Raw genomic sequence first — 20,996 nt, 5'->3', positions numbered from 1 at the left:
AGCGTGACAGTTATAAGTGCCCATTATGACGAACGTATGACAGTTATGTGCACCCTGCGACGTGTAGCCGCATTCCATTGTCGTTGTAGGAAATGTTCACGTCGAGACACATTTGGACACTTTCCTGAATGTGTCCGAAGGGTTAGGCTGCGCGTTCATTTCGCCAGCACCCAGACAATGCTCCAACAATTTCTGCATGACTTCGGCTACTTTGCCCTTTTTCTAGGCACGTTCTTCGAAGGCGAAACCATCCTGGTGCTCGCGGGCTTCCTTGCGTTCCGTGGATACATGGACATCAACCTGGTGGTGGTCGTGGCCTTTTTCGGCAGTTATGCCGGCGACCAACTGTGGTACTTCCTGGGGCGCAAGCACGGCCGCAAGCTGCTGGCCCGCAAACCCCGCTGGCAGATGATGGGTGACCGTGCGCTGGAACACATTCGCAAGCATCCGGACATCTGGGTACTGAGTTTCCGCTTCGTCTACGGTTTGCGCACGGTCATGCCGGTGGCCATCGGACTGTCAGGCTATCCGCCGGGCCGTTACCTGCTGCTCAACGGGATTGGCGCGGCAATCTGGGCCGCTGCCCTCGCTGCCGCCGCTTACCATTTCGGCGCCGTGCTCGAAGGCATGCTCGGCAGTGTGAAGAAGTACGAGCTCTGGGTGCTCGGTGCGCTGCTGGTCCTGGGCTTCGTACTGTGGCTGCGTCGGCGCTTCAAGAATGCCCGCCTGGCCAAGCAGGTCTACGCCGACGAACAAGCCCTGAAAGCTGCGCGGACCAACACCGAAGGCCCTACGACACCAGCCGAGTGATGCGGGTCCTGCAACAGTAGAGACCGATGCCGCTCAACAGGCTGTAACTGAGCAGGCCGACCCAGCCCACCGCACTGGCCGGCCACAGCCCCACCATCGGGGCCAGCCATGCCAATGGCAGATTCGACGCCAGCCGTACCAGCTCCAGCTTCAACGCCCACGGGCGATTCTCCAGGGCCACGCCCAGCACAAACAGACCGAACGCCACGGCACCCCAGCCCAACACCAGTGCGGCGACTGGCAGCTTCGGTTCAAGATTCATCACGTAACTGCCCAGCGCGATATAGACGCAGAACTGCAAGAGGACGTAGAGCTGCTGACGCCCGTCCAGCGCCACCTCGAATTTGCGAAACTGGCTCAGGTCCGGCTTGTTCATCGGGTATCTGGCCGCCACGTCCGCCGGGCGCCAGCCGGTGCGCATGAACCAGATCCGCAGCTTGTCCCGGGTGCTTTCGGTACGCCGTGCGTCTGCCCAAAGCTGCGCGTAGAACTGCACGTTCGCCCACACGGGGTTCCAGCTCGCCAACGGCGTGGTCACGCCGAAGATCACCGGCTCGTTGTCGTCCTCTTCCTGGAACGAGCCGAAAAGACGGTCCCAAATAATGAACACGCCGCCGTAGTTGCGATCCATGTAGAGAGCGTTCTGTGCATGGTGGGCTCGATGATTGGACGGCGTGACAAAGAACCATTCGAACCAGCCAAGCTTGGGAATGTGCCGCGTGTGCACCCAGAACTGGTACAGCAGGTTCAGCGCCGCAACGCTGACGAACACCAGCAGCGGCACGCCGAACACCGCCATCGGCAGATAGAAGATCCAGCTCAACAGGAATCCGGTACTGGTCTGGCGCAACGCCGTGGACAGGTTGTAGTCCTCGCTCTGGTGATGCACCGAATGGGCGGCCCAGAGGATGTTGCGCTCGTGGCCCATGCGATGCAGCCAGTAGTAGCAGAAATCGTAGAAGACGAAGGCAAACACCCAGGTCCAGACGCTGTCGGCCGACAACTCGAACAGCGCCAGATGCTTGAAGGCGAACGCGTAGGTCACCAGTCCAATGCCTTTGGTCAGCAGTCCCGTGGTAGTCGACAGCACGCCGGTGCTGATGCTGTTGATCGCGTCAGCCACCCGATAGTTGCTCACCCCGCGCCTACGGTCGGCCAGCAGCTCGAGGGCGATCAGCGCAAAGAAGAACGGCACCGCGTACAGAATGAAGTCCATGACGCGCCCTGGTCGGAGTCCTGAGGACAAATGCTATGTGTAACTGCGAATTAACCCTATGGCAACGAGTGACAAATTAGTGGACATTTAACGCCATGAATTTGGAGAAAAGCCCATGAGCAAAAAAGTTGCAGTGATCCTTTCCGGTTGTGGCGTGTACGACGGCGCCGAGCTCCACGAGAGCGTCATCACCCTGCTGCGCCTGGATCAACGCGGGGCGCAGGTGCAGTGCTTCGCACCGAACATCGCGCAGTTGCATGTAATCAATCACCTGACCGGCGAAGAAATGCCCGAATCGCGCAACGTGCTGGTGGAATCGGCGCGGATTGCCCGGGGCAACATCAAGGATATCCGTGACGCGAACGTCGATGAGTTCGATGCGCTGATCGTGCCCGGCGGCTTCGGCTCGGCCAAGAACCTGTCCAGCTTCGCCATCGAAGGCGCCGGCTGCACCGTTCAACCGGATGTCCTGGCACTGACTGAAGCCTTTGCCGAGGCCGGCAAACCGGTGGGGTTGATGTGCATCTCCCCTGCCCTGGCGGCAAAAATCTACGGGCCTGGCGTGACTTGCACTATCGGTAACGACACTGACACCGCTGCCGCGATGAACAAGATGGGCGCGACCCATACCGATTGCGCGGTCAGTGACATAGTCGAAGACAAGGCGCGCAAACTGGTGAGCACTCCGGCTTACATGCTGGCGCAATCGATCAGTGAAGCGGCATCGGGGATCAACAAGCTGGTCGACCGGGTACTGGAGCTGACCCACGAAAACGATGCCTGACACCCTTCAAAAATGTGGGAGCGAGCTTGCTCGCGATGGGGCCAACACCTTCAACTTTGATGTTGTCTGTAAGTCCGCTATCGCGAGCAAGCTCGCTCCCACAGGGTTCGCCGCAGGCCTTAAGAATTGCGGGCCAGCCGGGTGAGGATACGGTCCAGCGCATTGGCAAACGCCTGCTTTTCACGGTCGCCGAACGGCGCTGGCCCACCCCCCATCTGCCCCTGTTCGCGCAAATCGGTGAACAGGTTGCGCACCGCCAACCGCTCCCCCATGTTCTGCGCATCAAATTCCTTGCCCCGTGGGTCGAGCGCCGCCACGCCCTTCTTCACCAGACGGTCGGCCAGCGGCACATCGCTGCAGATCACCAGCTCACCGGGCACCGCGTGCTCCACCAGGTAGTCATCCGCCGCATCCGGGCCGCTCGGCACCACGATCAGCTTGACCAGCGCCAGCCCCGGCTTGGTCTGCGGCTGCCCGGCCACCAGCACCACTTCGAACTGGCGCTTGAGGGCGAACTTCACCACCAGATCCTTGGCCGCCCGCGGACAGGCATCGGCATCGATCCATACACGCATTGGTTTTTCCTCTGTTGAAAAGCATCTCGGGCAAGCCACACGCCGCTAAACCTGTGGGAGCGTGGCTTGCCCGCGAAAGTGAGCGAAGCGAATGCCGTTTAAGAAACCTGCACCCGCTGCCTCTCAACCACCCGGCTACGACCGTACAACACGACAATCGCAATGATCGCCACAGCCTGGGCGCTCAACGAATAGGCATCGGCATGGATCCCCAGCCATTCGAAGTCAAAGAACGGCACCGGCCGCGTGCCGAAGATCCCGGCTTCCTGCAGCGCTTTCACGCCATGCCCGGCAAACACCACCGACAAGGCGCACAAAAGACCGGCGTTGATGCTGAAGAACAGCGCCAACGGCAGCTTCGCCGAACCGCGCAAAATCACCCAGGCCAGGCCGATCAGCAACACCAGCGCCGTAGCACCACCGGCCAGCACCGCGTTGTGCCCCGCGGGGCCTGCCTGCAACCACAGGGTTTCGTAGAACAGGATCACTTCGAACAGTTCGCGATACACCGAGAAGAACGCCAGGGTCGCAAAGCCGAAACGCCCTCCGCCGCCCACCAGGCTGGACTTGATGTAATCCTGCCAGGCCGCCGCGTGACGACGGTCATGCATCCACACGCCCAACCACAGCACCATGACGCTGGCAAACAACGCCGTCGCGCCTTCCAGCAATTCGCGTTGTGAACCGCTGACATCAATCACATAGGCTGCCAGCGCCCAGGTGCCCAACCCCGCCACAAACGCCAGGCCCCAGCCGACGTTAACGCTGCGTACCGCCGTCTGCTGACCCGTGTTACGCAGGAAAGCCAGGATCGCCGCCAGCACCAGAATCGCTTCCAGGCCTTCGCGCAGCAGAATCAACAGGCCGGAAATGTAACTCAGCGACCAGCTCAAACCCTCGTTGCCCAACAGGCCGGCCGATGCCTTCAACTTGTCCTTGGCCACGTCCAGGCGCTGCTCGACCTCGCTCACCGGCAGGCCGTCCTGCAACGACTGACGGTAGGCCATCAGGGATTTTTCCGTGTCTTTACGCACGTTGGCGTCAATGTTATCCAGCGAGCTCTCAACCAGCTCGAAGCCTTCCAGATACGCCGCTACGGATAAGTCATAAGCCTGATCATGCTCACCGGCACGATACGCCGCGATGCTCTTGTCCAGAGTGGCCGCGGTGTAGTCGAGCAGTTGCGCCGGGCCACGCTTGACCTGCGGCGGTTGCGCCCGCAGGGCACGGAAGGTCGCGGCGGCTGGCGGGCCTTCGACGGCCAGCACTTCGGCCGGAGTCTGACGAGCCAGGTCGGCGATGTTGTAGGTCTTTTCAGCCTTGGCGGTCGCCGGGTCGACACTGAAGCTGGCGATATAGGTGGCCAGATCCCAACGCTGACGATCATCCAGTTGATCGGCAAAGGCCGGCATGTCAGTCCCTTCGACGCCCAGACCCAAGGTGCTGTAGATCGCGTAGAGGCTCAGTCGATCCAATCGCGTAGTGTCACGCAGATCGGAGGGCGGCGGCGTCATGTCGACACCTGCCGGGCCGTCGCCGGCCCCTGTATCGCCATGGCAGACCGAGCAATGCTGAGCGTACAGCGGCGCGCCACGAGCCGGGTCCGGTGTAATCACCGGGGCCTGGCTGACTTCATAGGCCACGGCCAGCTTCGCACCCAGTTGCCGGGCCTGGCGAGTGACCTCGGCCCCCTCCTGTCGGGCGCCGATGGAATTTCCCAGCGTGGTCAGACTTTGCTCCAGCACGGCTTTTTCCGGCTTGGCCGGCAGGGCTGCAATCAGGCTTCCCAGCGTCTTGACCGAGTCTTGCTGCGCGCGAAATCCGGCCTGGTCCGTGATGCTGCCCGCCTGCACCGTGTCCGGGTATTCCGCGCCGATGAAATCGAGCAAGTGCAGCGCCTGCGGCGCACCTTCGGCGGGAGCGGCCAGTAGCTGAAAACTGCACGCAGCCAAAAGCGGCAGCAACAGCCAGGCCAGGAAACGGGAGGGGGCAATCATGAATGAATCTCAATTGGAAATACGAAGTTACATATTGTTAACGCCTGACGGGTTTCGCTCAAGCTTTGTTGATACTTCTTCGTAATTGCATTGGTTTCTGGAATTGCCCCCACAAACGAAAAAGGCGACCTCCAGGGTCGCCTTTTTTGTAAGTCGCCGTTTACACGGCGGCCCTGCGCAACGTCGCCATGAAAGCCGCCGCCCCGATGAACAGCCCGGCAAAGGTGCGGTTCATGCGCTTTTGCTGTTTTGGTGTGCGCAACAGGCGCAGCACTTTGGACGCCAGACCGGTGTAGCCGGCCATGACGATCAGGTCGACGCAAACCATAGTCACGCCGATCACCAGATACTGAATCAACAGCGGAGCATGGGGGTCGATGAACTGTGGCAGCACCGCCAACATGAACACCAACGCCTTGGGGTTGCTGATGTTCACCAGAAAACCACGGAACACCAGGGCCATCGGCTTGCCGATCTGACGCAGCGCCGCGTCATCGCTCATATCGCTGGGCAGCGCGCGCCATTGCTTGATCGCGAGGTAAACCAGATACGCCACGCCAAACCATTTGATGGCGTAGAACGCCGTGGCCGAAGCCGTGAGAATGGCGCCGACACCGGCACCAACGATGGCGATCTGCAAAGCCAGGCCCAGTTGCAGGCCCAGGGCGTTCCAGTAGCCGCGCCAGAAACCGTATTGCAGGCCGCTGGACATCGACGCAATGGCGCCGGCACCGGGGGACAGGCTGATCACCCAGCAGGCGGCAAAAAACGCCAGCCATGTTTGAAGCTCCATTGCACACCTCGACTCAGACTCGTGACAGACGTCTAAGCTAATGCGGCTTTGGGTGGATGACTACCGATTTTTTGCAGGACATGGCGACGCCCGACCAGCGTTCAGGGCTTGAGGGCCTCTTCGCGAGCAAGCCCGCTCCCACATCAGACCGATGTCGCCAATAAGAACGCGATCACCTGTGGGAGCGGGCTTGCTCCGGGCGGCGGTCCGACGAAAGCGGTACATCAGGTGACCGCCGGTTTACTTTTCAAACCCGCTGGAAGGAAACACATCCGTCCCGCGCCAGCGCCGTACCGAACGCTGGAAGAACAAACTGTTGGGCACCTGCACCATGGCGCTGCCAGTGCCGAGTTCTTCGGCCTCGATCAGCGTGGTGTAAAGGAGATTGATCGCCACAACCCGGCCTTTGACGCCGGGCTTGTCGGTGGTGTCCACCAACTCGACCACGTCACCGATGCGAAACGGGCCAACGGTAAAGATCAGGATCGCGCACAGCAGGTTCGAGAGCACGCTCCATATGGCGAAAAACGCCACCGCCGCGACCGCGACGAAACCGGATAACGCGGTCCAGAGCACCGTGGCCGAGACCCCGAGTCGCTCCAGGACGAAAATCAACGCACTGCCCATGATCAGCCAGCGCAATCCGCCCCGCAGCGGCATCATCAGTTGCGGCGGGAACGGGTAACGCTCACCGAGGCGGCTCAGGCCTTTGGCGACGAAGCGCTGGGTGAAGTAGCCGGCGAGCAGGATCAGCAGGATTTGCACGCCAAGCCAGATCGGCTCGGCCCACACCGCCGGCAGCGGCAGTTTGAAGGCATCCATCAGGACAGTGCCTCCAGCTCCGCCTGCATACTTTCAAGCATTTCCAGGGCTTCCATCCACGCCTCCTCCAGCTCCGCCTCACGCACCTTCAGCCTGGCCTGTTCGGCCAGCAGATCACGCAATTCGTTCTTGCGCGCCGGTTCGTAGATGTCGCTGTCACCGAGGCTGGTATCGACCTTCGCCAGTTTTTCGTGGAGCTTGCCGAGTTCGGCTTCAAGCTTGTCGGCTTCGCGCTTGTGCGGCGCCAGTTGCTGACGCAGCGCCGCAGCGGCCTGTCGCTGGGCTTTCTTGTCGGTCTTGTCCGGGTTGACCGGCGTGTTGTTGACCGGGGCGTTGCGCTGACGATACTCCACCAGCCAACGGGTGTAGTCCTCCAGGTCGCCGTCGAATTCCTCGACCTTGCCATCCGCCACCAGATAGAAATTGTCGGTGGTGCTTTTGAGCAAGTGACGATCGTGAGAGACCACCAATACCGCACCACTGAATTCCTGCAGGGCCATGGTCAGCGCCAGGCGCATTTCCAGGTCCAGGTGGTTGGTCGGTTCGTCGAGCAGCAACAGGTTCGGTCGGTCCCAAGCGATCAAGGCCAGTGCCAGACGCGCCTTTTCGCCACCGGAGAAATTCAGTACCGGCTCGTCGATCCGCGCGCCACGGAAGTCGAAACCGCCGAGGAAATCACGCAATGTCTGCTCGCGTTCGGTCGGCGCCAGGCGCTGCAGGTGCAGCAACGGACTGGCCTTGGAGTCCAGCGAATCGAGTTGATGCTGGGCGAAGTAACCGACCACGGTGTTCTCGCCACGGGTCAAGCGGCCGGCCAGAGGCGAGAGCTCACCGGCAAGGTTCTTGATCAGGGTCGATTTACCGGCGCCGTTCGGGCCGAGCAGGCCGATTCGCGCCCCCGGGGTCAGTTGCAGCTTGACCTTCTCCAGCACGGCTTTGTCACCGTAACCCAGGCGGGCATCGGACAGGTCGATCAGCGGGCTGGAAATCTTCTGCGATTCACGGAAAACGAAATCGAACGGCGAGTCGACGTGGGCAGCGGTCAGCTCTTCCATCCGCTCCAGTGCCTTGATCCGGCTCTGGGCCTGACGGGCCTTGGTGGCCTGGGCCTTGAAGCGGGCGATGTAGCTTTCCATGTGCGCACGTTGCACCTGCTGCTTCTCGTACGCCTGCTGTTGCTGGGCCAGGCGTTCGGCACGGGCGCGCTCGAAGGCGCTGTAGCCTCCGCGGTACAGGGTGATCTTGCGCTGATCGACGTGGGCCACGTGATCGACCACGGCATCGAGGAAATCCCGGTCGTGGGAAATCAGCATCAAGGTACCGGGATAACTCTTGAGCCACTCTTCGAGCCAGATGATGGCGTCGAGGTCCAAGTGGTTGGTCGGCTCGTCGAGCAGCAGCAGGTCCGATGGGCACATCAGGGCCTGCGCCAGGTTCAGGCGCATCCGCCAGCCACCGGAGAAATCCCCGACCTGGCGATCCATCTGCTCGTTGGTGAACCCAAGGCCGGCAAGCAGCTTGCGCGCCCGGGCGTCGGCGGTGTAACCGTCGGCGCTGTCGAGTTCCGAGTGCAGGCGGGCCTGAGCGGCACCGTCATGGGCCTCTTCGGCTGCGGCCAGATCGCGTTGCACCTGACGCAGGCGCAGGTCGCCATCGAGCACGTAGTCGACCGCCAGGCGTTCGAGGGTGTCGACCTCCTGGCGCATGTGGGCGATACGCCAGTCTGCCGGCAGGAAGCAATCACCCGAGTCCGGGTGCAGTTCGCCCCGAAGCAAGGCGAACAGGCTCGATTTGCCGGCGCCGTTGGCACCGATGAGGCCGGCTTTCTGGCCGGCGTGCAGCGTCAGCTCGGCGTCTTCTAGCAGACGTTGCGGGCCACGCTGTAAAGTCAGGTTCTGAAGTCGAATCATAATGGCGGCGGAGTCTACCAGCTTCGCTCGCAACTGGCGCGAGTAGCACTATGTCCTCTGACCTGTGGAGCTTTTCCCTGACCACTTACGCCCGCCCGGGTGTTGAACAGGCTTGCCTGCAATTGCAGTCGGCGGGAGCCAATGTGTGCCTGTTGTTGTGCAGTGCATGGCTGGGACAACGAGGCGTGACCTGCGATGAGCAGCGCTTGCAGCTACTACGCAGCGTCGCCGTCGCTTGGGACAACGATGTCGTGCGACCGCTACGCGCCTTGCGCACACAGTGGAAGGCCGCGGCCATGCAAGACGCCGAACTGCAAACCTTGCGTGAACAAGTGAAGGCACTGGAACTGGAAGCCGAACGGCATCTGTTGTTGCGGCTGGAGAGAGCGGCGCAAAGTTGGCCGCAAAATGCCGAGACCGATCTATCGGCCTGGCTGGAAGGTGCGGCGGCTGAGGCCGCCCACCTGCACCGCGACGCGCTGCATCAGCTGCGCGTCGCGGTAACCGGCACTTAGGAAGCGCTGGCCGGGGTGGTTACAACACTCGAAGTTGCGGCAGGCGTTGGCGCTGGCGCGGCTGTCGAGGTAGTTGCTGCCGGAGCAGGTGCTGCTGGCGCAGCCGGAGCGACTGGCTTGGCAACCGGTGCGGTGGCTGGTTTGGCGGCAACCGGCTTTTTCACTGCAGGTTTGGCTGCTGGTTTTGCAGCGGGTTTTGCAGCAGCCGGTTTGGCGGCAACTGGCTTGGCAGCGGCTGGCTTGGCGGCAACGGCTGGTTTCGCTGCGGCTGGTTTGGCCGCCGCTTTTACAGCAGGTTTTGCCGCTGGCTTGGCTGCTGGTTTAGCTGCAGGTTTTGCAGCGACAGGTTTTGCAGCCGGCTTGGCAGCAGGTTTCGCCGCAGCGGTGCGGGCAGCTGGTTTAGCGGCCGGTTTTGCAGCTGGTTTTGCAGCCGGTTTCGCGGTGGCGGTTTTAGCCACGGCTGGTTTGGCAGCAGCGGCTCTTGCAGCGGCAGGTCGTGCGGCGGCTGGTTTGGCAGCCGTGGTTTTAGCCGCAGGTTTTGCAGCGCTGGCAGCGGCCGGTTTTCTCGCTGCAGGTTTTGCAGCAGGTTTGGCTGCGGCAGTTTTAGCTACCGGTTTGGCAGCAGCAGGCTTGGCCGGTGCTTTTGCAGCAGCCGGTTTGGCAGCGGCTTTCTTCGCAGGTGCCGCAGCAGGCTTGGCCGCACGCAGGGACAACGCCTTGCCGACAGCCTCTTGTACACGACCGACGCCCTGGGCCAGTTTCAGGCTTTCCTGAGCATCGCGCTTGAGTTGCAGAATGTAGCCGCGGGTTTCCGACTGACGATCCTTGAGGGCATCGAGCAGCTCCTCAAGATCGGCCACTGCGCCCTTGGCCTTGGCTTGCGCCTTGGCTTTTCCGGCCGCCGCGGCGTCCTGCAATTTGGTGCGGGACTTGTGCAGTTTTTCTTGCGCTTTTCCGCGCTGCTTTTCCAGTTTGGCGAGCAGTTTTTCAGCATCAGCCAAGGCTTCGGAACAAGCGGTTTCCAGATGCTCGAGCAAGCTGCTCGAGAGTTGTTGGAGCAAGTGCAACGGAGTGTTTACTGGCTTCTTGGTGGCCGACATGGTTTACCTCCTGGCTGAAGTGAGTGCGGCTCATACTAGACCTCTGCTGCAACCGCCGCTAGGGCATGTTGACACTATCGAAAGCGCGGTGTTGCAAAGGATTGAAAAACTTCTGCCTCGGCGTAAAAGCAGTTCACCGTTGCGCGCGTTCTCGCTGGCATAATCGCCCGCATTTCAGGTCGGAGAGTGCTCATGTCACGCTACCTTTTTTTATCGCTGTGCGTGTTTTTTTCGGTGGCCCAAGCCGCCGAAAAAACGCAGGAAAATGATGCCCGCGATCTCGCTTACAGCTTGGGTGCAAGCCTTGGCGAACGCTTGCGCCAGGAGGCTCCCGACCTGCAGCTCCAGGCACTGGTTGAAGGATTGCAACAGGCCTATCAGGGCAAACCACTGGCGCTTGAGGATGAGCAGATCCAGCAGATACTGAACGAGCATGAAGCCCGGATCGCCATGCAATCAGCCGAGCCGCAAAGCGAAATGGCACTGGAAAAAGAACAGCGTTTTCTCGCCACGGAAAAAGCCAGACCCGGCGTGCGCGAACTGGCTGACGGGGTGTTGCTGACCGAGTTGACGCCAGGCACTGGCGCCAAGGCCGGACCGAATGGCAAGGTGCAGGTGCTGTACATCGGTCGCCTGCCCGACGGCACGGTGTTCGATCAGAACACTCAGCCACAATGGTTCAGTCTCGATAGCGTGATCGCCGGATGGCGCAGCGCGCTGCAAAACATGCCGGTCGGGGCGAAATGGCGACTGGTGATTCCATCGGCTCAGGCCTACGGCGCCGACGGTGCCGGTGACGTGATCGCTCCGTTCACTCCACTGGTGTTCGAAGTCGAATTGCACGGCGCCACCAGCTGACGACGCAAACGAAAAACGGCGTGCCTTGGCACGCCGTTTCGGGATCTTGCAGGAAGTGCTTCAGGCCTGAACCGAATCAGTTTCCTTGTGGGCGGTGTGCAGCACTTCGATCAGGCAGTCTTCCAGTTCAAAGCGCTCATGCAACAGGCCGCCGAGTGTCTTGAACTCTTCGGCGACACACTTCCCCGCGTCACACAGGTCATTGAAAGCGAGCAGCTTCTCGGTTATGACGTCGATACGCGGGTAGATCGTCTCGGCGAGCTCCAGGCCACGCTTGTCGTTGAAGGCTTTGGCCTCCCCCGTCAGCTGCTCGTAGATCTCGAAATGCCCGGCCGATACATAATCGACCAGCACGCCGCAGAATTCCTGCAAGGGCTTGCGGTTCTCACCCAGCACCTCAGGCTTTGCGCCGAGAGCGTCATAGGCCCCGATCAGTTCGTGTCGTTCCTGCAACCAGCGATCGATCAGCAGGTGCACTCCGCCCCAGCGTTCCTGAGCATTCTGACAACTTTCGAGCATGGTGATCTCTCTTCCCTTGTGGGTCAGCTGCTCTATGCCCGCTCGCCTCTTGTAACTTCGGTGGGCGGTCAGGCAGAGCGTCATCGAGCAACATAATTCCAATGACACGTGCGGGCCAGATTATGCCCGCACGACACTGGCTTCAAGGTACGCAGGCGATAAAGTTCATACAAGTGTTTAATCGCCCGCAAAGGCCCGGTGCGACGACTCGCCGCTGAGTGGTCGCTGATAGCTGGTCCAGACCAGTCGCAGCGACTGGTAAACGGCCAGAATCACCATCGCGACGAAGAACAGCAGGCTCCACTCGGTGAGACTCAGATCGAACAGCGTCCAGGAAATTTCCACGCAATCGGCAGCCCCCTTGAACATTTGCTGTACGACCGATAGCCACGGCGAATTGGCCAACAGGTCCGCCAGATGCGTCGAGCACGCCGCTACCTGTTCCGCCGGAAGGCTTTGCAACAGGACCTGTCGCCACGCTGTGACAGTGCCGGCCAGGCTGCAACAAAGACTGAGCAGCCAATACAGAACGTTACCGAAGCGACCGGGGCCATGGACCGAAGCCATCAGGCAGACACCGGTAAGGACCGCCAGGCAAAACCGCTGCACAAGACACAAGCCGCAAGGCCGCAGGCCGACTGCATATTCCAGGTAATAGGAAACACCCATCGCCAGGGCACCCGCAATGAAAGCCATGAAAAACAAGGAGCGTGAGCAGGCCAAAGACATGGCTTTTCCGTAAAAGTAGTGACAGACCATTACGGTAGAGGAAAGCGCGACGGCCTTTCAAGGCAAGCGCCCACGGAGACTTCAGCACAGGTGTAGGGAAATCCCGACGCGGGCGAGAGGATAAAATGTAGTCCTCTGTAGGACTTTGCCTGCGACGAAATTTTGCGACTGAATTTCAACTGATCATCGCACTGCGGCAAGGGCAATTGCTCCCTCGCCGCGGGTCATCGCTCAGGCGCCGGAATCCGGCGCCAGCGAATGGTTCAAGCGCGGACCGGCACTGGCAGAGGGGCCGCGAGCAAGCGTTCATCCAACAACCCCAGCCCTTCCTGAAACAGCTGGTTGCTGCGCTCGGCATCGCCCATTTGCGCCAGCAAGCGTGCCAGCTCGGCACAGGCTTCCGGATTGCGCTGTATACGCAGGCTGCTTTCCAGATAGTCCCGAGCCTTGCCCCACAAACTGTTTTGCAGGCAGAGACGACCCAGTGTCAGCAGCAGGCCCGGATCGGTCGGATGGTCCTTGAGCCAGCCTTCGGCGGCCTGCAACTGGCGGGCTGGATCATTGCCGCGAACCAGTCCGTAGAGTCGGGCCAGATGACTGTCGTAGTTGCGCTTGAGCGCAGTGCGCAGCACTTCTTCGGCCTCGACCTGAGCCCCCAGTTGCCGCAACTGCTCGGCATACGCGAGCACCAGTTGCGGCTCCTGACGCTGTGCCGAAGTCAGTTGTTGCCAGGCGCGCTCCAGCGATTGCTTCCCCACTGTTCCGTCTTCTTCCCGTTGCGCCGCCAGGGACAGGTTCGCCCCCCACGCCCGACGCTCCAACTCGGCGAGTTCGGCCGCCGGCAGGATTTTGTCCTTGCGCAGCTCCGGCAGCAGGCGAATCACTGCCGACCAGTCACCACGTTGCTGAAGCAGGCGCTGCAATTGACGCAGGGTCTGTGCGTTATGAGGATGGCGTTCACGCATGGCTTGCAGGGTAGCGAGGGCGCCTTCGGTATCACCGCGATCGGTCTGCAACTGGGCGTGGCTCAAGGCGATCGCCAACTCGGCCTGAGGCTGACGCTCCAGGGCGCGCTCCAGCAAGTTGTCGCTTTCTTCGTAATTGCCCAGTTCGTTCGCGGCACGGGCAGCGCCGAGGTAGTAAAGCAGCGGTTGGCGTTCGGCTTCGGCGGCCCGATGCAAATGCCGCTGCGCGCTGGCCCAGCGACCTTCGGCCAGGTCCAGCTGACCGTGTTCGATCGCCACCTGCACCCGACGGCTGCGGTTACGTCGTGACCACGGATTGACCACGCCACTGGAAGCCATCACCAGTTCAACCAGCGACTTGATGCCCCAGATCACCAACCAGAGCACAGCCACCAGCGCCAAGGTAGCCCACAGGCTCGATTCATAGCGGAAGGTCTTGTAGGCAATCAGCACGTAGCCGGAGTGTTCGGCAATCGCCAGCCCCAGCGCAGCGGCAGCGGCGATCACGAGGAACACGATCACATAGAGGCGTCTCATGGCGTGGCCTCCGGCGCGGCGTTCGCGGCAGGCCTGGTCAGTGGCTTGACCGAGTCTTCGGCGTTGACGTTGCGCCGTTCCAGATACCCCTGCACCGCGCTCAGAGTGCCGGTCATATCCGGCGTGACGACGGTAACGGGTTGCCTGCTCAACTCGGCGACCTGCTCAAGCATGACTTTGCTTTGAGCGTTGTCCGGGTTGAAGTTGCCCTTGAGGATGTCCCGCGCTTCGTCCAGCACCTGGGAGTAAACCGCCGCCTGGCCATTGAGGGCGGCCCACTGTGCCTGCTCCAGCGCCAGGCTCAGGGCCAGGCGTACCTGACTCAGGCTCTGGCCAGCCAGCAATGGACGAACGTTTTTGTCGGCATTGAAATCGATACGGATGTAGCGCGAAATCTGATCCCACCATTGCGCCCAGCGACTGGCACCGTCGCCATCGGCAGTCAGGCCCAGCAACGAATCGCCACGGTCCTTGTACTCCGGCGCCAGCTCGGTGAGGCTGGCCACTTGATCGCGCAGCGCGCCCAGACGCAGGAACAGCCCGGTGCGATCCGGTTGTTCGGTGCTGCGCAAGGCGATCAGGGTCTTGGCCACCTGCTCGCGAGCGGCAAAGGAGCCCGGGTCGTTTTGCTCACGCAGTATCTCATCAGCACCCTGGACCAGTGCCTGGGCACTGCTGATGTCCTGCAAGGCGGACAGTCGCAGACTGGCCAGACGCAGCAGGTGCTCGGCCTCGGCCAGGCGCCAGTCCTTGCGACTGGCGCCGAGTACGGTTTCCAGCCGTTGGTTCAACCGCTGCTGATCACCTTGCAGCTGAATCACCAGACGACTGCGTGCTTCCAGTTCATCGGCAGGAGGCAATTGCGCCAGGCGTGCACTCAGGCGCTCTTCATTGAGCTTGAGGCTTTGCGCCTGGTCATTCAGCGCCTGCACCTGGCTCAGTTGCTGCTGATTATTGGCCTGCAGGTGACGCACCTGCCAGACACCCCAACCACCCACCGCTACACCGGCCGCACCCAACAGCAGCGCGATGATTGCCAGACCATTGCCTCGACGCTGCTCGGCAGCAGGTGGTGACGGCGTCGGCGGCATTTCATCAACAGGTGCATCAACAGGTGCATCAACAGGTGCATCAAGCACCGGTCGCGAGTCATCTTTAGGCAAGGCTGTTTCGCTCACGTATCCATCCTTTGCATCAGAAAACGGGTACGGGATGCTCCCGCAACGCCGTCAGCAAGGCCGCGGCACTGGCGCCGCGACAATCCACAACTGTTTTGGCCCCGGCGGCACGCGCCATTTCGGCAACCCTGGGGCTCGGTACAAACAACGGCAACCGCGCCAACTGCGGCCAGGCATCGCCGGCCAATTGGTGCAGGTGCTCAAAGCCTTGTCCACTGCTGACCACCAACCCGTTCAGGCGTTCCGCCTGGATCCGTTGCGGCAGCAGTGTCGGCGGATAAATCGGCAATCCCCGGCGGTACAATTCCAGATACTCGACACTAGCACCAAGCTCACGCAAACGCTCAGCCAGCAACTCGCGCCCGCCCTCCCCGCGCAGGATCAGCACTCGCGCATCCGGTTGTGCGATAGCCTCGCGCAGACGGGAAAGTTCGAGCAAGGCTTCACTGTCATCGCCTTCTGCCGGGAAGCTCACGTCCAGCCCGTGATCCTCGAGGATCTGCGCAGTCGCCGCGCCGACGCTGAACCACTTCACATCGGGCGGTGTTGGCCAATACCGATCGAGCAGCTCGATGCCGATCCGGGCTGCCGGCTTGCTGACCACGATGACGGCGCAGAACTGATCCAGCGCCAGAATCACCTGGCGCATTGTGTCAGTGGCCGCAATGGGCATGATGTCCAAAAGCGGCAGGCTGTTACTGAATATCCCCTGCTCGGCCAGAAGACTGCCAAGCGCCGCCGCTTCATCGGCGGGGCGCGTCAGCAGCAAACGCCAGCCGATCACTCGTGACCAGCCTCGCCATAGACCGCTTTGAGGATGGCATCGGCACCCTGGCTGAGCAGGTCTTCGGCGACTCGCACACCCAGCGCCTCGGCATCCTCGCGAGGGGCGCGGGCCTGTGCGCTGAGCAGCAGGCCACCGGCCGGATCACCCACCAGCCCGCGCAACCAGACCTGCTCACCTTCCAGCACGGCGTAGCAGGCAATCGGCACCTGGCAGCCACCATTGAGGTGCTTGTTGAGGGCTCGTTCAGCGGTCACGCGGGTGGCGGTGTCCTGGTGATGCAGAGGTGTCAGCAACGCATGGATTTCACTGTCGTCGCTGCGGCATTCGATACCCACCGCGCCCTGGCCACCGGCCGGAAGGCTGTCGTCGACGCTGATGGCCGAGGTGATGCGATCTTCGAATCCCAGGCGGATCAGGCCGGCAGCGGCGAGGATGATGGCGTCGTATTCGCCGGCGTCGAGCTTGGCCAGGCGAGTGTTGACATTGCCGCGCAGGAAGCGGATTTCCAGGTCCGGACGGCGGGTCAGCAATTGAGCCTGACGGCGCAGGCTGGAGGTGCCGACGATGCTGCCCCGGGGCAACTCATCCAGGCTGGTGTAGGTGTTGGAAACGAAGGCATCGCGCGGGTCTTCCCGCTCGCAGATGCAGAACAGGCCGAGGCCTTCGGGGAAGTCCATCGGCACGTCCTTCATGGAGTGCACGGCGATGTCGGCTTCATTTTCCAGCAGCGCGGTTTCGAGCTCCTTGACGAACAGGCCCTTGCCGCCGATTTTCGACAGCGGCGAGTCAAGCAGCTTGTCACCACGACTGACCATGGGGACGAGGGTCACCAGCAGGCCCGGATGAGCCGCTTCAAGACGGGCTTTGACGTATTCGGCCTGCCAAAGGGCAAGAGCGCTTTTGCGGGTGGCGATGCGGATCTGGCGAGAGGACATGGATCAATCCGTACTGAATAGATACGACGGATAATAACAGCTCAGCCAAATCCACTTTGACTTGTATCAGATACTACTCGGCCTCCCTGGCCCCGGATGTCCGGCAATCGGGTGTAAAATTGGCCTGCGAACAGCTGTTTAAAGCTGTTGCATCATTTTGCGTACCCCAGCCACATGACGCCGGCTGACGATCAGCGCATCACCATTGAGGCCTTTGAGGAACAGCTGAAAATGCCCCAGGGGGGTGCGTTGCAATCGCTCGATACGCTCGCGGGCGACCAGTGCATTGCGATGGATACGCACAAAACGGTCACCGAACTCGTCTTCGAGAGCCTTGAGCGGCTCATCGAGCAGCACTTCGCCGCTTTCGTGGCGCAAGGTCACGTATTTGTGGTCGGCAATGAAATACACCACCTGATCCAGCGGAATCAGCTCGATCCCTTTACGGGTTCGGGCGCTGATATGGCTGCGCGGGCCGTTGCCGCTTTCGGCAGCCGGGCGGGTCAGGGCGGCGAGCTGGGCACGATTGGGGCGCTCGGCTCTCTTTAATGCGTCATGTAATTGTTCAGTTCTCACAGGTTTCACCAGATAGCCTACGGCGCTGGCCTGTAAGGCTTCCACGGCAAATTCATCGGGCCCGGCGCAGAACACCACGGCGGGGGGAGTTTCGCGTTCACACAACCGAGCAGCCACTTGAAGGCCATCCAGGCCGGGCATGCGGATATCGAGCAACACGATATCCGGCTTGTGGCTGTCGATCAGTGCCAACGCCTCTTCGCCATTCGTGGCACTAGGCTCCAGGACACTGTACCCCTCGAGTTCGCCAACCATTCGGCTCAGGCGCTCGCGGGCCAAGGGTTCGTCATCAACGATCAGGACATTCATATTGCGCTGGATTCCTGCGTGAGTCTCGCACAAGGATAGCGTAGACAGGTGAAGTGACGTCCGTCACCGCGATCCACGCTAAGACTAGCGCGAGCGTCAAAAAGTGCCGCTGGTCCGGCGGCTAAATTTTCATCTGCCGGGCGATTGGCGGCCCAGGCCCGCGTTGGCGATGCATCGCCACAGGGTTTGCTGATACGCAATATGAACACCCCACTCTTCTTATAGTCAGCGGCTACACCGAGAAATGCGCTGATCCTACTGTCCAACTGTAGACGGTTGCCGGGACGATATTGCTCAAATGGAAAATATCGTTCTGCAAAAATGCGCGACTCTTGCCCCGGCCCGGGCTTTCTCTCCCCAAAAAAACGTATCGACCAGTGTCAGCGACAGGATTGGCAACCCTGTTATTATCCGCGCCAGCGTTCCACGCCTTCTTACTTCAAGCCGATACGAGCGAATTCATGAGCACTGACAAGACCAATCAGTCCTGGGGCGGCCGCTTCAGTGAACCCGTCGACGCCTTCGTCGCCCGCTTCACCGCCTCCGTCACCTTCGACCAGCGCCTGTATCGCCACGACATCATGGGCTCGATCGCCCACGCCACCATGCTGGCCAAGGTCGGCGTGCTAACCGATGCCGAGCGCGACAGCATCATCGATGGCCTGAACACCATCCAGGGTGAAATCGAGGCCGGTCAGTTCGACTGGCGCATCGACCTCGAAGACGTTCACATGAATATCGAGGCGCGCCTGACCGACCGCATCGGCGTGACCGGTAAAAAACTGCACACCGGCCGCAGCCGTAACGATCAGGTCGCCACCGACATCCGTCTGTGGCTGCGTGACGAGATCGACCTTATCCTGGCCGAAATCACCCGCCTGCAAAAAGGCCTGCTGGAGCAGGCCGAGCGCGAAGCCGCCAGCATCATGCCGGGGTTCACCCACCTGCAGACCGCACAGCCGGTGACGTTCGGGCACCACATGCTGGCCTGGTTCGAAATGCTCAGCCGCGACTACGAACGCCTGGTCGACTGCCGCAAGCGCACCAACCGCATGCCACTGGGCAGCGCGGCGCTGGCCGGCACCACCTATCCGATCGATCGCGAATACACCGCCCAACTCCTGGGTTTCGACGCGGTTGGCGGCAATTCGCTGGACAACGTCTCCGATCGTGACTTCGCCATCGAATTCTGCTCGGCGGCCAGTATCGCGATGATGCACCTGTCGCGTTTCTCCGAGGAACTGGTGCTGTGGACCAGCGCGCAGTTCCAGTTCATCGACCTGCCGGACCGTTTCTGCACCGGCAGTTCGATCATGCCGCAAAAGAAAAACCCGGACGTGCCGGAACTCGTGCGTGGCAAGACCGGTCGCGTGTTCGGCGCGCTGATGGGCCTTCTGACCCTGATGAAAGGCCAGCCTTTGGCCTATAACAAGGACAACCAGGAAGACAAGGAACCGCTGTTCGACGCCGCCGACACCCTGCGCGACTCGCTGCGAGCCTTTGCTGACATGGTCCCCGCGATCAAGCCCAAGCACGCAATGATGCGCGAAGCGGCCCTGCGCGGTTTCTCCACCGCCACCGATCTGGCCGACTACCTGGTGCGTCGCGGCCTGCCATTCCGTGATTGCCACGAAATCGTCGGCCATGCCGTGAAGTACGGTGTGGACAGCGGCAAAGACCTGGCGGAAATGAGCCTGGAAGAACTGCGCAAGTTCAGTGATCAGATCGATCAGGACGTGTTCGCCGTGCTGACCCTGGAAGGCTCGGTCAATGCCCGCAACCACATCGGCGGCACCGCGCCGGCGCAGGTGAAGGCTGCTGTAGTGCGCGGCCAGGCACTTCTGGCCAGCCGTTAGTTAAAAGCTTCGCGGGCAAGCCCGCTCCCACAGGATTCGTGTCGTGCCGCAGACTCGCGAACGACACACAACCCTGTGGGAGCGGGCTTGCCCGCGATGACTGACTTCAGAACGCCACAGAACTATTTTTTGGCAGCAATCATCGCCAGGAACGCCGGCATCGCGGCTTCCCGGTCCGCCGCCACACGCTGCACGTTCGGATTCCCCCCCAAAAACTCCAGCAGCGCCTTGGCCTTCGGCATCTCGGCCAACAAATCGATGCCAAACAACTTCTTGGCGACCCCACACGCCAGCGGCACGCTGAACAGGAAATACAGATCCGCCACGCTCAAGCTGTCGCCAGCCACGTAAGGGCTGAATTTTCCGTGCCGGCCCAGCGCCGCCATCCCCAGCAACAATTCGGCTTTGGTTTTTTCCTTGATCGCATCCGGCAGGGTCATGCCGAAAAAGGCTTCGGGATAGCAGGCGCGGCCTGGCAATTCGATGTACAGCTCGATTTCCCTGGCCAGTGCCAACACCTGCGCGCGTTCGAACGGATCGCTCGGCAGCAAAGGCGTGCCTTTCTGGCTCTGCTCGATGTACTCGAGGATCACGCTGGTTTCATTGATGAAGCCCTGCTCTACCTGCAGCACCGGGACCTTTCCGCGAGGGCTGATGGCCAATGCCTCGGGGCTGGTGCCAGCGTAAAACGGCACTTCTTCGAAGGGCAGGCCTTTTTCCAGCAGCGCCAGTTTGACCATGTTGTAGTAGTTACTGACGGAGAATCCATAAAGCTTGATCATCACAAAGCCTCCAGGCCGTGCGGGGTGGGCAGTGCCTGTTTATAGAACGCTGCCGGGATTCTTGCCAGCAGCATCACGCCGCTGAATGCGGGTAAACTGGCCGCCTTTCCCTGAGGAGCCTGCCATGAGCGAGCCAACCGATATCGACAACGACGAAGAAGAGTTCGCCGAAAGCACCCTGATCCAGGCCATCGAAAACCAGATCGAAAGCGACAACCCGCCAGCGGCCAAGGCGACGTTCAACAAGCTGACGCTGGTGGGTTACGAGCGGGAAGATATCCTCAACCTGATGGCTCATGTTTTGGCGGTAGAAATCGACGCGATCCTCGAAGAAGACCGCGCGTTCAACACCGAATGGTACGAAGCTGCCCTGCGAGCATTGCCCGAGTTGCCGCCGGAAAAGCAGTAAATCCACGCCCTCCCTGTAGGAGCAGCCGGTCGAC

Annotated in this window: 21 protein-coding genes; 6 read left to right on the top strand and 15 right to left on the bottom strand. The window is 61.2% G+C overall.

Going from position 1 to position 20,996, the window contains the following annotated elements; translation table 11 throughout:
* Positions 1-177: 177 nt before the first annotated feature.
* Positions 178-810, top strand: a complete 633-nt coding sequence (locus PMI34_RS18585) for a DedA family protein (protein WP_008048667.1) — start codon at positions 178-180, stop codon at positions 808-810.
* Here PMI34_RS18585 and PMI34_RS18590 read toward each other — a convergent pair.
* Positions 791-2,026, bottom strand: a complete 1,236-nt coding sequence (locus PMI34_RS18590) for a sterol desaturase family protein (RefSeq protein WP_008048664.1) — start codon at positions 2,024-2,026, stop codon at positions 791-793. The two genes, PMI34_RS18585 and PMI34_RS18590, sit on opposite strands and share 20 nt — an antisense overlap.
* Before the next feature lie 115 nt (positions 2,027-2,141).
* On the opposite strand from PMI34_RS18590, the gene elbB reads away from it, so the two are divergent.
* Entirely contained in the window at positions 2,142-2,810 is a 669-nt protein-coding gene (gene elbB / locus PMI34_RS18595) for an isoprenoid biosynthesis glyoxalase ElbB (protein WP_008048662.1), read from the top strand.
* 119 nt (positions 2,811-2,929) lie between these two features.
* Here the strand turns inward: elbB and PMI34_RS18600 are convergent, their stop codons facing one another.
* From PMI34_RS18600 to PMI34_RS18620, 5 genes are all read right to left on the bottom strand, one after another.
* Positions 2,930-3,385: a YaiI/YqxD family protein gene (locus tag PMI34_RS18600; protein ID WP_008048660.1), complete on the bottom strand. Its 456-nt coding sequence runs from the start codon at positions 3,383-3,385 to the stop codon at positions 2,930-2,932.
* A 98-nt stretch (positions 3,386-3,483) separates the two neighbouring features.
* A complete protein-coding gene (locus PMI34_RS18605) occupies positions 3,484-5,382 on the bottom strand; it encodes a cytochrome c/FTR1 family iron permease (RefSeq protein WP_008048658.1) in 1,899 nt (632 codons plus the stop codon).
* A gap of 160 nt (positions 5,383-5,542) precedes the next feature.
* The gene (gene rhtB, locus PMI34_RS18610; protein ID WP_008048656.1) at positions 5,543-6,175 is read right to left on the bottom strand and encodes a homoserine/homoserine lactone efflux protein; all 633 of its coding nucleotides are present in this window, start codon (positions 6,173-6,175) and stop codon (positions 5,543-5,545) included.
* A 240-nt stretch (positions 6,176-6,415) separates the two neighbouring features.
* Positions 6,416-6,997, bottom strand: coding sequence for a mechanosensitive ion channel family protein (locus tag PMI34_RS18615; RefSeq protein ID WP_008048654.1), 582 nt, complete (start codon positions 6,995-6,997; stop codon positions 6,416-6,418).
* Positions 6,997-8,907 carry an ATP-binding cassette domain-containing protein gene (locus tag PMI34_RS18620; protein ID WP_008048652.1) on the bottom strand — a complete coding sequence of 637 codons (1,911 nt, stop codon included), beginning with the start codon at positions 8,905-8,907 and terminating at the stop codon, positions 6,997-6,999. The genes PMI34_RS18615 and PMI34_RS18620 overlap by 1 nt, the downstream gene beginning before the upstream one ends.
* Before the next feature lie 50 nt (positions 8,908-8,957).
* Between PMI34_RS18620 and PMI34_RS18625 the strand changes: the two genes are divergently transcribed.
* Complete coding sequence (locus PMI34_RS18625; protein ID WP_008048651.1) at positions 8,958-9,422, top strand: TIGR02444 family protein; 465 nt, start codon at positions 8,958-8,960, stop codon at positions 9,420-9,422.
* On the opposite strand, the gene PMI34_RS27975 is transcribed toward PMI34_RS18625, so the two are convergent.
* Positions 9,419-10,522, bottom strand: coding sequence for an AlgP family protein (locus tag PMI34_RS27975; protein WP_008048650.1), 1,104 nt, complete (start codon positions 10,520-10,522; stop codon positions 9,419-9,421). The genes PMI34_RS18625 and PMI34_RS27975 overlap by 4 nt on opposite strands.
* A gap of 192 nt (positions 10,523-10,714) precedes the next feature.
* Between PMI34_RS27975 and PMI34_RS18635 the strand changes: the two genes are divergently transcribed.
* Positions 10,715-11,380: an FKBP-type peptidyl-prolyl cis-trans isomerase gene (locus PMI34_RS18635; RefSeq protein ID WP_008048649.1), complete on the top strand. Its 666-nt coding sequence runs from the start codon at positions 10,715-10,717 to the stop codon at positions 11,378-11,380.
* 60 nt (positions 11,381-11,440) lie between these two features.
* Here PMI34_RS18635 and PMI34_RS18640 read toward each other — a convergent pair whose 3' ends face one another.
* The 7 genes from PMI34_RS18640 to PMI34_RS18670 form a co-directional block, all read right to left on the bottom strand.
* Positions 11,441-11,899, bottom strand: coding sequence for an Rsd/AlgQ family anti-sigma factor (locus PMI34_RS18640; protein ID WP_008048648.1), 459 nt, complete (start codon positions 11,897-11,899; stop codon positions 11,441-11,443).
* Between the two features lie 177 nt (positions 11,900-12,076).
* Complete coding sequence (locus PMI34_RS18645) at positions 12,077-12,628, bottom strand: disulfide bond formation protein B (RefSeq protein ID WP_008048641.1); 552 nt, start codon at positions 12,626-12,628, stop codon at positions 12,077-12,079.
* Positions 12,629-12,891: 263 nt separating this feature from the next.
* Positions 12,892-14,130 carry a heme biosynthesis protein HemY gene (locus PMI34_RS18650; protein ID WP_008048640.1) on the bottom strand — a complete coding sequence of 413 codons (1,239 nt, stop codon included), beginning with the start codon at positions 14,128-14,130 and terminating at the stop codon, positions 12,892-12,894.
* Entirely contained in the window at positions 14,127-15,308 is a 1,182-nt protein-coding gene (locus PMI34_RS18655) for a uroporphyrinogen-III C-methyltransferase (protein WP_032829532.1), read from the bottom strand. The genes PMI34_RS18650 and PMI34_RS18655 overlap by 4 nt, the downstream gene beginning before the upstream one ends.
* A gap of 16 nt (positions 15,309-15,324) precedes the next feature.
* Positions 15,325-16,092 carry a uroporphyrinogen-III synthase gene (locus tag PMI34_RS18660; protein WP_008048637.1) on the bottom strand — a complete coding sequence of 256 codons (768 nt, stop codon included), beginning with the start codon at positions 16,090-16,092 and terminating at the stop codon, positions 15,325-15,327.
* Positions 16,089-17,030 carry a hydroxymethylbilane synthase gene (gene hemC, locus PMI34_RS18665; RefSeq protein WP_008048636.1) on the bottom strand — a complete coding sequence of 314 codons (942 nt, stop codon included), beginning with the start codon at positions 17,028-17,030 and terminating at the stop codon, positions 16,089-16,091. The genes PMI34_RS18660 and hemC overlap by 4 nt, the downstream gene beginning before the upstream one ends.
* 138 nt (positions 17,031-17,168) lie before the next feature.
* Positions 17,169-17,915 (bottom strand): LytR/AlgR family response regulator transcription factor, encoded by a 747-nt coding sequence (locus tag PMI34_RS18670; RefSeq protein WP_008048635.1) that lies wholly within the window; start codon positions 17,913-17,915, stop codon positions 17,169-17,171.
* A 461-nt stretch (positions 17,916-18,376) separates the two neighbouring features.
* On the opposite strand from PMI34_RS18670, the gene argH reads away from it, so the two are divergent.
* A complete protein-coding gene (gene argH / locus PMI34_RS18675) occupies positions 18,377-19,771 on the top strand; it encodes an argininosuccinate lyase (RefSeq protein ID WP_008048634.1) in 1,395 nt (464 codons plus the stop codon).
* Between the two features lie 122 nt (positions 19,772-19,893).
* Here the strand turns inward: argH and PMI34_RS18680 are convergent, their stop codons facing one another.
* Positions 19,894-20,553: a glutathione S-transferase family protein gene (locus tag PMI34_RS18680; RefSeq protein ID WP_008048633.1), complete on the bottom strand. Its 660-nt coding sequence runs from the start codon at positions 20,551-20,553 to the stop codon at positions 19,894-19,896.
* A 124-nt stretch (positions 20,554-20,677) separates the two neighbouring features.
* On the opposite strand from PMI34_RS18680, the gene PMI34_RS18685 reads away from it, so the two are divergent.
* The gene (locus tag PMI34_RS18685) at positions 20,678-20,962 is read left to right on the top strand and encodes a hypothetical protein (RefSeq protein ID WP_008048630.1); all 285 of its coding nucleotides are present in this window, start codon (positions 20,678-20,680) and stop codon (positions 20,960-20,962) included.
* Positions 20,963-20,996 lie beyond the last annotated feature (34 nt).

This window comes from Pseudomonas sp. GM74, from assembly GCF_000282455.1.
Classification (GTDB): Bacteria; Pseudomonadota; Gammaproteobacteria; order Pseudomonadales; family Pseudomonadaceae; genus Aquipseudomonas.
This window is presented reverse-complemented; position numbering and strand designations above follow the sequence as displayed.

Bases quoted from the DNA above. Each gene is read 5' to 3' on its own strand.
- PMI34_RS18585 (WP_008048667.1), top strand. From the start codon at position 178: ATGCTCCAACAATTTCTGCATGACTTCGGCTACTTTGCCCTTTTTCTA.
- PMI34_RS18590 (WP_008048664.1), bottom strand. From the start codon at position 2,026: ATGGACTTCATTCTGTACGCGGTGCCGTTCTTCTTTGCGCTGATCGCC.
- elbB (WP_008048662.1), top strand. From the start codon at position 2,142: ATGAGCAAAAAAGTTGCAGTGATCCTTTCCGGTTGTGGCGTGTACGAC.
- PMI34_RS18600 (WP_008048660.1), bottom strand. From the start codon at position 3,385: ATGCGTGTATGGATCGATGCCGATGCCTGTCCGCGGGCGGCCAAGGAT.
- PMI34_RS18605 (WP_008048658.1), bottom strand. From the start codon at position 5,382: ATGATTGCCCCCTCCCGTTTCCTGGCCTGGCTGTTGCTGCCGCTTTTG.
- rhtB (WP_008048656.1), bottom strand. From the start codon at position 6,175: ATGGAGCTTCAAACATGGCTGGCGTTTTTTGCCGCCTGCTGGGTGATC.
- PMI34_RS18615 (WP_008048654.1), bottom strand. From the start codon at position 6,997: ATGGATGCCTTCAAACTGCCGCTGCCGGCGGTGTGGGCCGAGCCGATC.
- PMI34_RS18620 (WP_008048652.1), bottom strand. From the start codon at position 8,907: ATGATTCGACTTCAGAACCTGACTTTACAGCGTGGCCCGCAACGTCTG.
- PMI34_RS18625 (WP_008048651.1), top strand. From the start codon at position 8,958: ATGTCCTCTGACCTGTGGAGCTTTTCCCTGACCACTTACGCCCGCCCG.
- PMI34_RS27975 (WP_008048650.1), bottom strand. From the start codon at position 10,522: ATGTCGGCCACCAAGAAGCCAGTAAACACTCCGTTGCACTTGCTCCAA.
- PMI34_RS18635 (WP_008048649.1), top strand. From the start codon at position 10,715: ATGTCACGCTACCTTTTTTTATCGCTGTGCGTGTTTTTTTCGGTGGCC.
- PMI34_RS18640 (WP_008048648.1), bottom strand. From the start codon at position 11,899: ATGCTCGAAAGTTGTCAGAATGCTCAGGAACGCTGGGGCGGAGTGCAC.
- PMI34_RS18645 (WP_008048641.1), bottom strand. From the start codon at position 12,628: ATGTCTTTGGCCTGCTCACGCTCCTTGTTTTTCATGGCTTTCATTGCG.
- PMI34_RS18650 (WP_008048640.1), bottom strand. From the start codon at position 14,130: ATGAGACGCCTCTATGTGATCGTGTTCCTCGTGATCGCCGCTGCCGCT.
- hemC (WP_008048636.1), bottom strand. From the start codon at position 17,030: ATGTCCTCTCGCCAGATCCGCATCGCCACCCGCAAAAGCGCTCTTGCC.
- PMI34_RS18670 (WP_008048635.1), bottom strand. From the start codon at position 17,915: ATGAATGTCCTGATCGTTGATGACGAACCCTTGGCCCGCGAGCGCCTG.
- argH (WP_008048634.1), top strand. From the start codon at position 18,377: ATGAGCACTGACAAGACCAATCAGTCCTGGGGCGGCCGCTTCAGTGAA.
- PMI34_RS18680 (WP_008048633.1), bottom strand. From the start codon at position 20,553: ATGATCAAGCTTTATGGATTCTCCGTCAGTAACTACTACAACATGGTC.
- PMI34_RS18685 (WP_008048630.1), top strand. From the start codon at position 20,678: ATGAGCGAGCCAACCGATATCGACAACGACGAAGAAGAGTTCGCCGAA.